This is a genomic window from Pedobacter psychroterrae (assembly GCF_004331695.1).
GTDB lineage: Bacteria > Bacteroidota > Bacteroidia > Sphingobacteriales > Sphingobacteriaceae > Pedobacter > Pedobacter psychroterrae.
Map to the genome: position 1 here is coordinate 167,104 of NZ_SJSL01000001.1, position 14,029 is coordinate 181,132.

At 41.4% G+C, this 14,029-nt stretch carries 11 protein-coding genes; 7 read left to right on the top strand and 4 right to left on the bottom strand.

Features of this window, described 5'->3' with window-relative positions:
• Positions 1 to 124 precede the first annotated feature (124 nt).
• Entirely contained in the window at positions 125 to 547 is a 423-nt protein-coding gene (locus tag EZ437_RS00740; protein ID WP_131592194.1) for an STN domain-containing protein, read from the top strand.
• Between the two features lie 237 nt (positions 548 to 784).
• Here the strand turns inward: EZ437_RS00740 and EZ437_RS00745 are convergent, their stop codons facing one another.
• Together EZ437_RS00745 and murB are read right to left on the bottom strand one after the other, a co-directional pair.
• Entirely contained in the window at positions 785 to 1,315 is a 531-nt protein-coding gene (locus tag EZ437_RS00745; protein ID WP_131592196.1) for an RNA polymerase sigma factor, read from the bottom strand.
• A 169-nt stretch (positions 1,316 to 1,484) separates the two neighbouring features.
• Positions 1,485 to 2,507, bottom strand: coding sequence for a UDP-N-acetylmuramate dehydrogenase (gene murB / locus EZ437_RS00750; RefSeq protein ID WP_131592198.1), 1,023 nt, complete (start codon positions 2,505 to 2,507; stop codon positions 1,485 to 1,487).
• A 53-nt stretch (positions 2,508 to 2,560) separates the two neighbouring features.
• Between murB and EZ437_RS00755 the strand changes: the two genes are divergently transcribed.
• The 5 genes from EZ437_RS00755 to EZ437_RS00775 all read left to right on the top strand — a co-directional run bounded on the left by EZ437_RS00755 (position 2,561) and on the right by EZ437_RS00775 (position 9,517).
• A complete protein-coding gene (locus tag EZ437_RS00755) occupies positions 2,561 to 3,163 on the top strand; it encodes a TetR/AcrR family transcriptional regulator (RefSeq protein WP_131592200.1) in 603 nt (200 codons plus the stop codon).
• Positions 3,164 to 3,285: 122 nt separating this feature from the next.
• Positions 3,286 to 3,891, top strand: coding sequence for a TetR/AcrR family transcriptional regulator (locus EZ437_RS00760; RefSeq protein WP_131592202.1), 606 nt, complete (start codon positions 3,286 to 3,288; stop codon positions 3,889 to 3,891).
• A gap of 17 nt (positions 3,892 to 3,908) precedes the next feature.
• Positions 3,909 to 5,252: a TolC family protein gene (locus EZ437_RS00765; RefSeq protein WP_131592204.1), complete on the top strand. Its 1,344-nt coding sequence runs from the start codon at positions 3,909 to 3,911 to the stop codon at positions 5,250 to 5,252.
• On the top strand, positions 5,249 to 6,316 hold the full coding sequence (locus EZ437_RS00770) for an efflux RND transporter periplasmic adaptor subunit (protein WP_131592206.1): 1,068 nt from the start codon (positions 5,249 to 5,251) through the stop codon (positions 6,314 to 6,316). Before EZ437_RS00765 ends, EZ437_RS00770 begins: the two co-directional genes overlap by 4 nt.
• Before the next feature lie 6 nt (positions 6,317 to 6,322).
• Entirely contained in the window at positions 6,323 to 9,517 is a 3,195-nt protein-coding gene (locus EZ437_RS00775; protein ID WP_131592208.1) for an efflux RND transporter permease subunit, read from the top strand.
• Positions 9,518 to 9,587: 70 nt separating this feature from the next.
• Here EZ437_RS00775 and lpdA read toward each other — a convergent pair whose 3' ends face one another.
• Positions 9,588 to 10,994, bottom strand: a complete 1,407-nt coding sequence (gene lpdA, locus EZ437_RS00780) for a dihydrolipoyl dehydrogenase (RefSeq protein ID WP_131592210.1) — start codon at positions 10,992 to 10,994, stop codon at positions 9,588 to 9,590.
• A 74-nt stretch (positions 10,995 to 11,068) separates the two neighbouring features.
• On the opposite strand from lpdA, the gene EZ437_RS00785 reads away from it, so the two are divergent.
• Complete coding sequence (locus EZ437_RS00785) at positions 11,069 to 12,724, top strand: M1 family metallopeptidase (RefSeq protein ID WP_131595064.1); 1,656 nt, start codon at positions 11,069 to 11,071, stop codon at positions 12,722 to 12,724.
• A gap of 55 nt (positions 12,725 to 12,779) precedes the next feature.
• Here the strand turns inward: EZ437_RS00785 and odhB are convergent, their stop codons facing one another.
• Complete coding sequence (odhB, locus tag EZ437_RS00790; protein ID WP_131592212.1) at positions 12,780 to 14,021, bottom strand: 2-oxoglutarate dehydrogenase complex dihydrolipoyllysine-residue succinyltransferase; 1,242 nt, start codon at positions 14,019 to 14,021, stop codon at positions 12,780 to 12,782.
• Positions 14,022 to 14,029 lie beyond the last annotated feature (8 nt).

Here is a 14,029-nt window from a genome sequence, read left to right on the forward strand (position 1 = left end):
AATCCCGATTCACAGTAGGGACTGGTGGAGGGTTTGGAACCAATAAAAGTGCTTTAGACAAATCAATTAAACAACCAAACCAATACAAATGTATGAAATTTTTTAAGAGTAAATTCATGCGGATATGAGGCTAACCATCGTCATAATTACTATAGCGCTGATGCAGGTATCTGCAGCAGGACTGGCCCAAAAGGTTAGTTTAAGTTTCAAAAATGTTCCGCTGGAACAGGTGCTGGTTGCCGGAAAGCAGCAGACAGCCTACAACTTTGTATACACCGAAGATGTAATAGCAAAAGCAAAACCAGTAACCATACACCTTAAAGATGCAGATTTGGAAGATGCACTCCATGCATGTTTTCAAAATCAGCCTTTAAATTTTACCATAGAACAAAATACCATTGTAGTGAAGGAGAAACAGCCTTCCTTTCTGGATTTACCTAAGTCTGTTTTTACTTTTATTGATGTCCGTGGGAAGATTTTGGATGAGAATGGGAAACCGCTGGAGGGGGCGACGGCGGGACTGAAGGCCCCCGGTCCCGACAAGTAGGGAGGATTTACTAGAAGTACAAAGACGGATGTGAAGGGTGAGTTTGTGCTGGCGAATGTGCCGGATGATGGGGTGTTGGTGGTTAGGTATGTGGGTTTTAAGACTTTGGAGATTAGGTTTCATATAGTGAGTACCTGGGTAGGCTAAATTGACAAGCCAGGTGCTGAAGCAAAAAAAATAGGGTAAGGACTTGCATCCTTCCCTATTCCTCGATAGATGATTTATATATAATATCGTTTACGCGATGTCTGCGCCAAGAATCTCTTTTGAATATGTTTTAAGGTATTTTTTCAGAATCTGACGCGCAACGTGAATCCTCGTTTTAACGGTTCCGATAGGAATGTTAAGGTCGTCTGCAATCTCATGGTATTTATATCCTTCAAAATATTTGATGAATGGCACATAATACTCAGGTTGCAGGGTGGCCAATGCTTTATTGATATCGCCTATGATAAATTTGCTCTCACTGGTATTTCTTGAAGCACTGTAGTGCAGATTGGCAGAGGAGATATCATCTGATTGTGTGATCAACGCATTCGTTTTTACCAACCTCCTGTAATTATTAATGAACGTGTTTTTCATGATAGTAAATAACCAACCCTTTAAATTTGTACCTTCTTTAAATTTGCTATAATAGGTTACCGCTTTGAGCATGGTATCCTGAACCAAATCGTTTGCATCTTCAATGTCTTTTGTAAAATTTAAAGCGAATGACTGCAAAGAAACCGAATGGTCATTTAACTGGAGGTTGAATTCATTTTTTGTCATAATGTTTAAAGTTTTAAGGTTAAAAAAGCAAACAAAACCGAGTTTTCAACGTGGCGCTCGTATATTTGTTTAATCTTATACACTAAAACATATACAATAGGTGTACCAAAAAATGAGAATTTATGCCAGGAAATAAATTTTATTGGTTATCTAAATAAATTTGACAATGTCACAGAATATTTACCTCTCTTTCAAGCTGAATGCCAAACTTGGCATCCACATCTTTGATGATTTGTTCTGAAAAACTATACACTTCGTGACCAGTTGCCCCACCATGATTGACCAAAACTAAGGCCTGATTTTTCCAAGTGCCTGTATTGCCCACCACTTTCCCTTTGAAACCGCATTGCTCTATCAGCCAGCCAGCGGCTATTTTTACCTTATCGCTGCCCACAGGAAAGTTGACCACTCCGGGAAACTGCGCAATCAACTGCTGAAACTGTGATTGATCTATCACCGGATTTTTAAAAAAACTTCCGGCATTGCCAATTGTAGATGGGTCTGGTAATTTACTGACCCTGATGTGGGCCACCACGGTTGATACATCGGCAATACCGGGATGGTTAATATTTCGTTTGGCCAGTTCATCCTGAATGGCGCCATACTTTGTATGGAGACTGGCTACCTTACTCAGTCTGAAGCTGACGGAGGTAATGATGTACTTATTTTTTAGTTCATTTTTAAAGATACTGTCACGATAACCAAAACGGCAGCCTTCAAAACTGAAAGTCCGTGCCTGTCCGCTTGCTATTTCATAGGCCTTGCAGGAATGAAAGACATCTTTGAGCTCTACCCCATAGGCACCGATATTTTGTATAGGTGAGGCCCCAACGGTACCAGGGATAAGGCTAAGGTTTTCTATCCCTGCAAAATCATGCGCCACGCAATAATTCACCAAGTCATTCCATACTACGCCTGCTCCGGCGGTGACAATGACTTCATCACCATCTTCCTGTGCGGCTGCCGAAATACCGGGAATACTTACTTTTATGACCAAACCGTCAAAATCCTGCGTAAATAACACATTGCTGCCCCCTCCCAGCACCAGTAGCTTTTGCTGACGGACGATGGCAGAATGAAGCAATTCTGTCAAGGCGGACTCAGTAAAAATCTCGATAAAATAATGGGATTTGACATCTATACCAAAACTATTATATGCTTTTAGCGATTTATACTCCTGAACAACTGACATAGAACAAAGGTAATCTATAAGGATTATAATAAATATCTTTAAATTTACATTTTATGGATAACCAGGATAAGAAAAGACTTTTAATAATTGAAGCTGCATTGAAGCGTTTTGCGCATTATGGTCTGGCAAAGACTACAATGACTGAAATAGCTAAAGACATTTCCTTTTCGAAGGCTTTGCTGTATTATTATTTTCCTGATAAACTGAGCCTCTATGTAAGTACCATGGAGCACCTGATGCACCTGATAAGCCGCGATATTGTAAAATCGATAGACAAAACCATTTCTTGCAGAGAGGCTATACTAAAACTGATCCTGAAACGCCAGCAATATATACAGAAGTACTATAACTTGTTTGAATCCAGCAAAATGATCAGCAATGAACTGCCGGAAGAACTTTATGAAAAGTTTAGCCGGGCCAGGGCATTTGAAAACCTGCTGATCAGCTCGCTTTTCAGTCGCGGCCTGGCCAGCGGTGAACTGCGTATGGAAGATCCAAAAGAAGTAACAGAGGTTTTTCTGGATGCGGTATCGGGAATACATTTTAACAAAATGACCCGTGAGAAGCATATATTCCCCGGAAAGGAACAATTTAAGGCAATCTTTGCCAAAGAAAAACTGCTGGCAGAGATCTTTTTGACAGGCCTGAAAGCCTAACCCCCTCTATTCGTCATGATTATGTAAGTTTCCTAAGGAATTTTAACGATTTATTCCTGAATCAAAATTATGGCAGTAACTTTGACCATTGAAATAAAATAGTCAAAAAGTAAAAAAGTAGAATGGTAGAGATTGATAAAAAAAGGGATGCGATAATATATGGGGCTATAAAACGCTTTATCCATTTTGGGATTAATAAAACAACTATGAACGAGATAGCTGAGGACCTGTCGGTATCCAAGCCCTCCTTGTATTATTATTTTCCTGATAAAAGCAGCCTGGTATTTGGAGTGATCGATAAGATCTTCTCTGATTATTTTGAACTGGCAGAAAAAGAATTGCTTAATGAGGTAACACTTGAAGCACGCCTTTCGTCTTTCATTGAAATAAAACACCGTTTCTTCCAAAAATATTACATGCTTCACCTATCTGGCGGCAGCCCTGATTCTTCATTAAATTCAGCTGATCTGAAAACCCATTTCATGAAAATGAAAGGCAAGGACCTGAAGATGCACGCAGCCATATTTGAAGAGGCCATGAAAACGGGCCATATAGCCCCTACAGATACGGAGAAAATAGCCGAACTGTACCTGGAAAGCCTGGCAGGGATTACCTCACTCTGTATCATGCATGGCAATAAAGAGCTTTTCCCAAGTAAAAAAGAGTTAAAAACAATACTGGACAAGCAACTCAGTTTGTCGCAGATATTCATTAAAGGATTGAAATAAAACAGAAACAACTATATATGAATACAATAATTAAACAATTAAGAACAATTCCTTTGCTCCTGCTGGGACTGGCACTGTCCACCTCTGCAAGCGCACAGCAAACGCTTACCTTAAAGGATGCCCTGAACTATGCGGTACAGAACAGTGTGAACGTACGTAAAGCGAAACTGGATATAGCGGGTGGTAAATTTAAAACAGAAGAGATCAGGTCTCAGGCTTTACCGCAACTGACCGGCAATGCAGGGTTAACTTACAATGCCATTATTGGCCAGCAGGTGGTAGATTTTGGCGGACAGGTACAGACCCTGAAATTTGGACAAAAGTGGAACTCTTCTGCAGGCGTTCAGCTATCGCAGCAGCTGTTCAATCAGACGGTATTTACCGGATTGAAGGCAGCAAGATCAAGTGAGGAATATTATAACCTTACTGCACAGATGACTGAAGAGCAGATCATAGAATTGGTAGCCAACAATTACTACCAGGTACTGGTAAGCAGACAGCAGCTGAATGTGATAGACACGAACATCAAGAATGTAAAGGTGATTGAAAACATCATTAGCAACCAGTACCAGAATGGCCTGGCCAAGAAAATCGATGTAGACAGGATCAAGGTGAACCTGACCAACTTGCAGACACAGCGTGAGCAAATCCTTAATGCCATAACCCAATTGGAAAACCAATTGAAATTTTCGATGGGCATGCCGGTAAGCGCTTACATTGCATTACCTAAAACGGAACTCACTGAAGTAAATATACTGCCCCAGTTTGCAGATTCCCTGTCACTGGCCAACAGGACAGAGATCAAAATTTTGGACATCCAGGACAAGCTTTTAACGCTACAGCGCAAGGCTTATGTGGCCGAGTATTATCCAAACCTGGCGCTGACCGGAAACTATACTTATTCCAGCCAGAACAATACGTTTGATTTTCTAAACTCTAACCCTAAGGCGATCGGCTTTGATGCTTCATCTATCGGGCTGACCCTGAAAGTTCCGATCTTTAATGGCTTTTTGACCCGATCAAAAATCCGCCAGGCAGATGTGAACCTGAGAAAAGCAGAAGAGGACAGAAGACAGGCGACGAATTCATTAAACATGGCATATGAGAATGCAAAGATCCAGTTGAAAAACAATATCAATACCATCAATTCTCAGCGTCAGAACGTGTTGCTGGCACAGGAAATATATAACAGCACACAAAACAATTATAACAACGGACTGGCTAGCCTGACCGATTTACTGGATACAGAAAACTCTCTTACACAGGCACAAAATAGCTACACCCAGGCTTTACTGAATTATAAAATAGCCGAAATACAATTAATCAAATCAAACGGAAATATAAAATCACTTTTACAATGAAAAGAATAATCATAGCAGTCCTGGTAGTTATTGTAACTATCGGAGCAATAGCCCTGGTATTGACAAATAATAAGAAGAAGAATGCAGCAAAAACTGCCTTTATAGCTGAAGGTGGCGGTGCGGTGGCGGTCCGTGTAGCAAATGTAGAAAAGAAAATAGTTGATCTGGATTTTAGCAGTAACGGAACCTTTGCTCCGAAACAAGAACTAAACTTCCTGTCAGAAAATGCAGGGCGGGTTAGCAAAATTTTTGTTGATGAAGGAGACCGTGTAAGTGTAGGCCAGGTGCTGGCCCGCATAGATGCAGAGATTATCAATACAGACAGAGAAACAGCAGAAGCAACTTATCAAAATGCATTGAGAGATGAAGCCAGGTATAAAAGTTCTTATGCAACTGGCGGTGTAACCCAACAGCAGCTGGATCAGGCCAAATTGGTAACTCAAAATGCAAAATTGCGCCTGCAGGCTTCGCAAAGAAAATTAAGTGATGCGAATATCAAATCTCCAATCAATGGGATCATCAATAAAAGATACATTGAGGTTGGTGCATTTGTGAATACGCAGGGAACCCAGATGTTTGAAATCGTAGACGTTTCTAAATTAAAACTAAAGGTAAACGTCAACGAATCTCAGGTTGCTAACCTTAAGATAGGAGATAAAATAGAAATTAAATCATCTGTTTTTCCAACAGAAAAATTCAATGGCAAAATAACCTTTATTGCAGCAAAGGCTGATGCATCACTAAATTTCCCGATCGAGGTTGAGGTAGATAACAATACTAAAAAAAGCCTTAGAGCTGGGATGTATGGAACAGCAGTATTCAACTTCCCTAAACAAGCACCGAGCATCTTAGTTCCACGCAGCTCTTTTGTAGGCAGTGTAAGCAGTAATCAGGTATTTGTGGTAGATCAGGCTACGAACACCTCTAAACTTCGCAAAGTGGTTGCAGGACGTATTTTAGGAGATGCTGTTGAAATTCTTGAAGGATTGAACGAAGGAGAAAGTGTAATTACCAGTGGACAGATCAACCTGGCTGAAGGTACTCCTATTAGCATAGTTAAATAAAAGAAAATGAAAATAACAGACATATCTATAAAAAGACCCTCTTTGGTAATTGTAGTATTTACTGCACTTACTTTACTGGGGCTATTGAGCTACTTTTCGTTGGGCTATGAGTTATTGCCAAAATTCTCAAACAATGTAGTCTCTATTTCAACCATTTACCCCGGGGCTTCACCAGCTGAGGTAGAAAATACCGTAACCAAGAAAATTGAAGATGCGGTATCCTCAATGGAAAACATCAAAAAAATAAACGCTGTTTCATTTGAGAGTTTATCAACAGTTACCATTACCTTAACTGATAAGGCTAATATTGACATTTCATTAAATGATGCGCAACGCAAGGTAAACGCCATCCTTTCAGATTTACCGGAAGATGTAAAAACACCTTCGCTGAGTAAATTTTCCCTGGATGATTTACCCGTGATCACGATGTCTGCTTCGGCAAAAATGGATGATGTTACCTTCTATGATTTAATTGATCAACGGATTGCCCCGGTAATTTCAAGGGTTAGTGGTATTGCACAGGTTAACCTGATTGGTGGTTCGGCAAGAGAAATCCAGGTTTCTTTAGATGCTGACAAATTACAGGGATACAATCTTTCTGTACCTCAGGTACAACAAATGATCCTGACCTCAAATCTAGATTTCCCTACCGGAAGTGTTAAAACGGAAAATCAGGATGTTTTAATTCGTTTATCTGGTAAATACAGAAACCTGGATGAGTTAAGAAACCTTGTTTTAACAACCTCCAAATCCGGCACACAAATCCGTCTGCGTGATGTGGCTGATGTACAGGATTCTCAGAAAGAAACCGAAAAGCTAGCCCGTATTGACAGAAAGGGCGCTATTGCGATTCAGATTATTAAACAAAGTGATGCAAATGCAGTAGAGGTAAGTAAGGGTGTACATAAGATCATCGAAAAACTAAAGGTAGAATACGCTGCCAATAACCTCGACATCAAAATTGTTAACGATAGTTCTATCTTCACGTTAGAATCTGCTGATGCAGTTATCCATGATTTAATGCTTGCGGTTATATTGGTAGCCTTTGTGATGCTGTTCTTCCTGCATAGTTTACGAAATGCATTAATTGTGATGGTATCTATTCCGGCATCATTGATTGCAACCTTTATTGGTATCAGCTTATTTGGTTTTACTTTAAACCTGATGTCCTTATTGGGCTTATCGCTGGTGGTTGGTATTCTTGTGGATGATGCGATTGTGGTATTGGAAAACATCCAGCGCCACATGGAGATGGGCAAGAATAAGGTGAGAGCTGCATCTGATGCGACAAGAGAAATTGGCTTTACCGTGGTATCTATCACCCTGGTAATTGTGGTCGTATTCTTCCCTATTGCGATAAGTTCAGGCCTGGTGTCCAACATTTTACGTCAGTTCTGCGTGGTGGTAATTATAGCCACAATGCTTTCCTTACTGGCTTCATTTACCATTGTACCGCTACTTTTCTCGAGATATGGTAAACTGGAACATATTGAAGGAAAAAACATCTTCGGGCGTTTCATCCTTTGGTTTGAAAAGCAATTAAAAAAATTCACTTTATGGGTTACAAAGATCTTGACATGGTCGTTAAACCATAAAAGGCGTACCATTGCAGCTGTTGTAACCTTATTTGTTGCGGCAATGTGGTTGGCTGGAGCCGGCTTTATCGGATCGGAGTTTTTCCCTAAATCTGACAAGGGTGAGTTTTTAATTCAAATTGAATTGCCAAAAGATGCACCTTTAGAACAAACCAATTTTTACACACAAAGAGCTGAAGCGTTCTTAGACAAACAACCGGAAATTACACAATTGATCACCACAGTGGGTCAGGCCAGTGGAGATTTTGGTGGAACTCAGGCAACGGCCTACAAATCTGAGATTAACGTAAAACTGGTAGACCGCAAGGAACGTGAAGGTGTTTCATCAGATATTTTCGCAACCAAAATGAGCCGTGCCCTTGCTAAAGAACTGGTAGGTGCAAAAGTTAAAACCGTTCCAATTAGTATCCTGGGTATTGCAGAAAATGCCCCAATACAATTGGTAGTCATGGGTTCCGACCTGGATAGTGCATTAAAATATGCTGAAGGCGCGCAAAAAGTATTGGCAGCCATTCCAGGTGCTACAGAGATTAAGTTATCCGTAGAAAAAGGAACTCCGGAGATTAACGTTCAGGTAGACCGCGATAAAATGGCCGCTGTTGGCCTGACTTTGTCAACTGTAGGTTCTACCATGCAAACCGCTTTTGCTGGTAACACTGATGGTAAATACAGAAAAGGGGAGTACGAATACGACATTAACATCCAGTACCAGGATTTCAACAGAAAAAATGTGGACGATGTACGCAACCTGATCTTTATCAATGATAAGGGGGCACAAATTAAACTATCCCAATTTGCGGTTATTACTGAAGGTTCAGGACCAAGTCAATTGGAACGTTTAAATAAATCGACTTCAGTGTCAGTTAAAGCACAATCTATAGGCAGACCAACCGGAACCGTAGTGGCTGATTTTCAAAAGCAACTAGAGGACCTGCAAAAAAACGGGAAGTTAAAAGCTCCTGTAGGCGTAAGTTATTCCTGGGGAGGAGATCAGGAAAACCAGGCAGAAGGTTTTGGTACTTTAGGTATCGCCCTGATGGCATCGATCATCTTAGTTTACTTAATTATGGTGGGCTTGTATGATAGTTTTGTTTATCCTTTAGTGGTTATGTTCTCTCTGCCATTGGCCTTAATCGGGGCTTTCCTGGCGCTTGCCTTAACCAATAACTCTATCGGTATTTTTACCATGTTAGGTTTTATTATGCTCATGGGTCTGGTAGCCAAGAACGCGATCATCCTGGTCGATTTTACCAATCACATGAAAGCAGAAGGAAAATCAACCATAGAAGCATTGATTTTAGCAAACCATGCGCGTTTACGCCCAATTTTGATGACTACCATTGCCATGATTTTTGGTATGTTGCCTATCGCCCTGGCAAGTGGTGCAGGTGCTGAATGGAAAAATGGTTTGGCATGGGTAATTGTAGGTGGTTTAACGAGTTCGTTATTCCTGACTTTGATTGTGGTACCTGTAGTTTACCTGATCTTTGACATGATGCTGGACAAGTTAGGTTTTAACAAAAAAGGAAAAACAATAGATGAATTGCTGGTCGAGCCATACGATCATAAAGATGTTTTGGAATATGACCTTGATCATGGTCATTAACTGATCCTGTTCAACAAAAAAGGCTGCAAATTATTTGCAGCCTTTTTTGTTTGTATTGTATTTGTAGATCCTAGATATGGATCGCCCTGTTTTCAGTAGCGGCCATAGCTGCTTCTTTTAGTGCTTCGGTATAGGTAGGGTGCGCGTGGCAGATCCTGGCAATATCCTCGGCGGAAGCCCTAAATTCCATTGCAACAACAGCTTCTGCAATCATGTCTGCCGCACGAGGACCGATCATGTGTACACCCAGAATTTCGTCAGTTTTGGCATCGGCCAGTACTTTTACAAATCCATCGGTATCCATGCTTGCTTTGGCCCTGCCGCTTGCTTTGAAAGGGAATGAACCTGATTTATATTGAGTTCCGTTTTCTTTGAGCTGCTCTTCTGTGTATCCTACGGAAGCCACCTCAGGCCAGGTGTATACCACACCCGGGATGAGGTTGTAGTTGATATGCGGTTTTTGTCCTGCAAGTATTTCAGCAACATATATTCCTTCATCTTCTGCTTTATGGGCAAGCATCGCACCTTTGATCACATCGCCTATGGCGTATACTCCCCGCACGGAAGTTTCCAAATGCTCATTTACCGGAATCTTATTTCCTCTTTCTTCTGTGGTAATACCTATATTCTCCAGGCCAAGACCCTGAGTATACGCAGTACGTCCTACTGCTACTATGCAATAATCTGCTTCGAGGCTTACCTTCTCGCCTTTTGCATTATCAGCCGTCACAGTTACTTTTTTCCCTTTTACAGTTGCACCGGTGACTTTATGGTTCATATAAAACTCCATACCCAGCGATTTTTTCAATACCCTTTGAAGTTCTTTACCCAACCCTGCATCCATAGTTGCGATGATAGAAGGCATAAATTCAACAACAGATACTTTAGTACCAAGACGGGCATACACAGACCCAAGCTCCAACCCTATCACACCACCGCCTATCACGATCATCTGCTTAGGTACCTCTTTAATATTTAAAGCTTCTGTAGAAGTAATGATCCTTTTTTTATCAATTGGAAGGAACGGAAGTGCTGTTGGTTTGGAACCAGAAGCAATGATCACATTTTTGGCAGTAATGGCTTCGGATGTGCCATCACCTTTGGTTATTTTGATGGTGTTTTTATCAACAAATGAACCTAGGCCCTCAAAAGTATCTATTTTATTTTTCTTAAAAAGATATTGTATTCCTGCAGTATTCTGAGCTACGACATCGTCTTTGCGCGCAATCATTTGCGGCATATCTACCTTTAAATCTTTAAGGTCTATACCATGGGTCTTAAAAGTATGTCCGGCATTATGAAAGTGCTCTGAAGAGTCCAGTAACGCCTTGGAAGGGATACATCCTACGTTAAGGCAGGTACCACCAAAGGTTTTGTATTTTTCTATAACTGCTGTTTTTAAGCCTAACTGGGCACATCTGATAGCGCCAACATAACCGCCCGGACCCGAGCCTATCACAACTACATCGTATTGCATATTAAAGGTTTTTTTGTAGCACAAAGTTAGGTAAAAGCCAGTTAAATTCTGTATCAAATTCGTATGTTTATATGATGAAGAAATTCCTGATTTGCTGCTTTTTTATATTATGCATTTTTTCTGCTGATGCGCAGTTGATGACGAATAAGTCGTCATTTTCACGTGCGGATTCTTTGAGAGGGACGCTTAGCCCAATGCGCAGCTGCTATGACATCAATTATTATCATCTGGATGTGAAGATCGATGTGGACCAAAAATTTATCAGCGGAAGTAATGAATTCAGGTTTACTGCCACGCGTGATTTTGACAAACTCCAATTTGACCTGTTTAGTAACCTTAAAATAGACAAGGTCCTTTACAAAGGAGCTGAGCTTCCTTACCAGAGAGAATTTAATGCCGTATTTATTGCATTTCCGGCTTCCATAAAAACGGGCACACGAGATAGTTTCACGGTTTTTTATTCCGGGAATCCGGTTATTGCCAAAAATCCACCCTGGGATGGAGGCTTTATATTTAAGAAGGACAAATCCGGCAACCCATGGGTATCTGTAGCCTGCCAGGGTTTTGGAGCAAGCAGCTGGTGGCCAAACAAAGATCATCAGAGTGATGAGGTGGATAGTCTGTTGATCAGTGTAAGCGTGCCCGAGGGGCTACAGGACATTTCTAACGGGCGGCTGCGCAGTATCCTTAAAAAATCCGGGGGTTATACCCAATACAACTGGTTTGTTGGCAGTCCTATTAACAACTACAACGTGAGCGTTTATATTGGCAAGTATGCGCACTGGAAGGATACTTACCAGGGCGAGAAAGGCCTGCTGACCCTTGACTTCTGGTCGCTAAAAGAAGACAGTACCCAAGCCAGGCCGCATTGGGCCGCGGATGTAAAACCCATGCTCAAATCTTTTGAACACTGGTTTGGGCCGTATCCTTTTTACGAAGACGGATATAAACTGGTGCAGGCCCCGCACCTGGGAATGGAGCATCAAAGTGCTGTGGCGTATGGAAACCAGTTTAAAATGGGCTATCTGGGCAATGATCTTTCTGGTTCGGGCTGGGGATTGAAGTTTGATTTTATCACCATCCATGAAAGCGGACATGAGTGGTTTGGAAACAATATTACCACTAAAGATGTGGCCGATATGTGGGTTCATGAGGGATTTACGGCCTATTCAGAAGCATTGTTTACAGAATCGGAACATGGAAAGCCGGCAGCCGAAAGCTACGTGGAAGGGATCAGAAAAAACATTGATAATGACATCCCAATCATTGGCCCCTACCAGGTAAATAAGGAAGGTTCCGGAGATATGTACTACAAAGGTTCAAACCTTGTTCACCTGATCAGGCAACTGATCAATGATGATGAAAAATTTAGAAGTATCCTGAGAGGGCTAAATAAAACCTTTTATCATCAGACCGTAACCACTCAGCAGGTGGAAAGCTATATTGCTAAACAAAGCGGGCTAAAACTGGACAAGATTTTTGATCAGTACCTGCGTCATAAAGATATTCCAACTTTTCAATACCAGATAAAAGAAGGTAAACTGAGCTACCGCTGGATTGCTGATGTAAAGGACTTTGACATGCCGCTAAAGGTAACCCTAAAGCCCGGCAGCTTTGCCGTGATCCATCCATCTGCATCCTGGAAAACGATCCAGGTAGACAAAGACATTACAAATAAGTCGTTTAAAGCAGATCCCAATTTTTATATCCGCATAAAAGAAGGCTCATGAAAATAGGGCCTCAATGTTTTGCATTGAGGCCCTATTTATTTATATCGTTGAATAGTTATACTCCCAAAAGTAATCTGGCAGGATCTTCTAACAATTGCTTCACCCTAACCAGGAAACCTACAGACTCTCTTCCGTCTATGATCCTGTGATCATAAGATAAAGCCAGATACATCATCGGACGGATCACCACCTCACCTTTTTCAGCAACGGGACGCTCAATGATGTTGTGCATGCCCAAAATTGCAGACTGAGGCGCATTGATGATCGGGGTAGACATCATAGATCCAAATACTCCCCCATTTGTAATGGTAAATGTACCGCCTGTCATCTCTTCTATAGTTAATTTACTATCGCGTGCTTTCGTAGCCAGTTCAATTACAGTTTTCTCAATTTGCGCAAGGCTCATACTTTCCGCATTTCTGATAATTGGCACTACAAGGCCCTTGGGAGCAGAAACCGCAATGGAGATATCAGCAAAATCATTAAATATAACAGACTCCCCGTCAATACGTGCATTCACTGCAGGAAAATCTTTTAAAGCCTCACATACCGCTTTGGTAAAAAAGCTCATAAAGCCCAGACCAACGCCATATTTTTCTTTAAACTGATCTTTATATTTTCCACGCAGATCCATGATCGGCTTCATGTTGACCTCGTTAAAAGTAGTCAGCATAGCGGTCTCGTTCCTAACTGCAACTAAGCGTTTAGCTACCGTTTTGCGCAAAGGCGACATTTTTTCTCTGCGCTCATTTCTTGAACCAGCTACAGCTTCAACTGCAGGAGCAGCTTTTGCAGCAGGGACAGCAGCGGCTTTAGGCTGAGATTTTTCAGCATTCACAGCATCTTCCTTGGTAATTCTGCCATCCACACCAGTTCCTTTTACAGCACCTGCATCAATGCCTTTTTCAGCAAGTATTTTGCCAGCTGATGGCGATGGTGTTCCGGTGGCATAAGTTTCACCTGATTTTTCTGCTACCGGAACAGCAGTTTTATCAGCAGCTACAGCGGCCTTTTCAGCCTCAGGAGCTACTGCTTCTTTAGATTTAGGAGCCTCAGCAGCACCTCCATTCTCAATTTTACAAACCACAGCACCTATTGCAAGTGTATCACCTTCGGCAGCTACAGTCCTCAAAGTTCCGGCTTGTTCTGCAGTTAATTCAAAGGTTGCTTTATCAGACTCTAACTCAGCGATAACCTCATCCATTTCTACTGCTTCCCCATCATTTTTTACCCAACGTGATAAAACAACTTCGGTGATCGACTCGCCAACCGGTGGAACTTTTATTTCTATACTCATAACTGATG

Excerpts from the sequence above, each read along its gene's own strand:
- EZ437_RS00740 (WP_131592194.1), top strand. The coding sequence starts at position 125 with ATGAGGCTAACCATCGTCATAATTACTATAGCGCTGATGCAGGTATCT.
- EZ437_RS00745 (WP_131592196.1), bottom strand. The coding sequence starts at position 1,315 with ATGACAAAAAATGAATTCAACCTCCAGTTAAATGACCATTCGGTTTCT.
- murB (WP_131592198.1), bottom strand. The coding sequence starts at position 2,507 with ATGTCAGTTGTTCAGGAGTATAAATCGCTAAAAGCATATAATAGTTTT.
- EZ437_RS00755 (WP_131592200.1), top strand. The coding sequence starts at position 2,561 with ATGGATAACCAGGATAAGAAAAGACTTTTAATAATTGAAGCTGCATTG.
- EZ437_RS00760 (WP_131592202.1), top strand. The coding sequence starts at position 3,286 with ATGGTAGAGATTGATAAAAAAAGGGATGCGATAATATATGGGGCTATA.
- EZ437_RS00765 (WP_131592204.1), top strand. The coding sequence starts at position 3,909 with ATGAATACAATAATTAAACAATTAAGAACAATTCCTTTGCTCCTGCTG.
- EZ437_RS00770 (WP_131592206.1), top strand. The coding sequence starts at position 5,249 with ATGAAAAGAATAATCATAGCAGTCCTGGTAGTTATTGTAACTATCGGA.
- EZ437_RS00775 (WP_131592208.1), top strand. The coding sequence starts at position 6,323 with ATGAAAATAACAGACATATCTATAAAAAGACCCTCTTTGGTAATTGTA.
- lpdA (WP_131592210.1), bottom strand. The coding sequence starts at position 10,994 with ATGCAATACGATGTAGTTGTGATAGGCTCGGGTCCGGGCGGTTATGTT.
- EZ437_RS00785 (WP_131595064.1), top strand. The coding sequence starts at position 11,069 with ATGAAGAAATTCCTGATTTGCTGCTTTTTTATATTATGCATTTTTTCT.
- odhB (WP_131592212.1), bottom strand. The coding sequence starts at position 14,021 with ATGAGTATAGAAATAAAAGTTCCACCGGTTGGCGAGTCGATCACCGAA.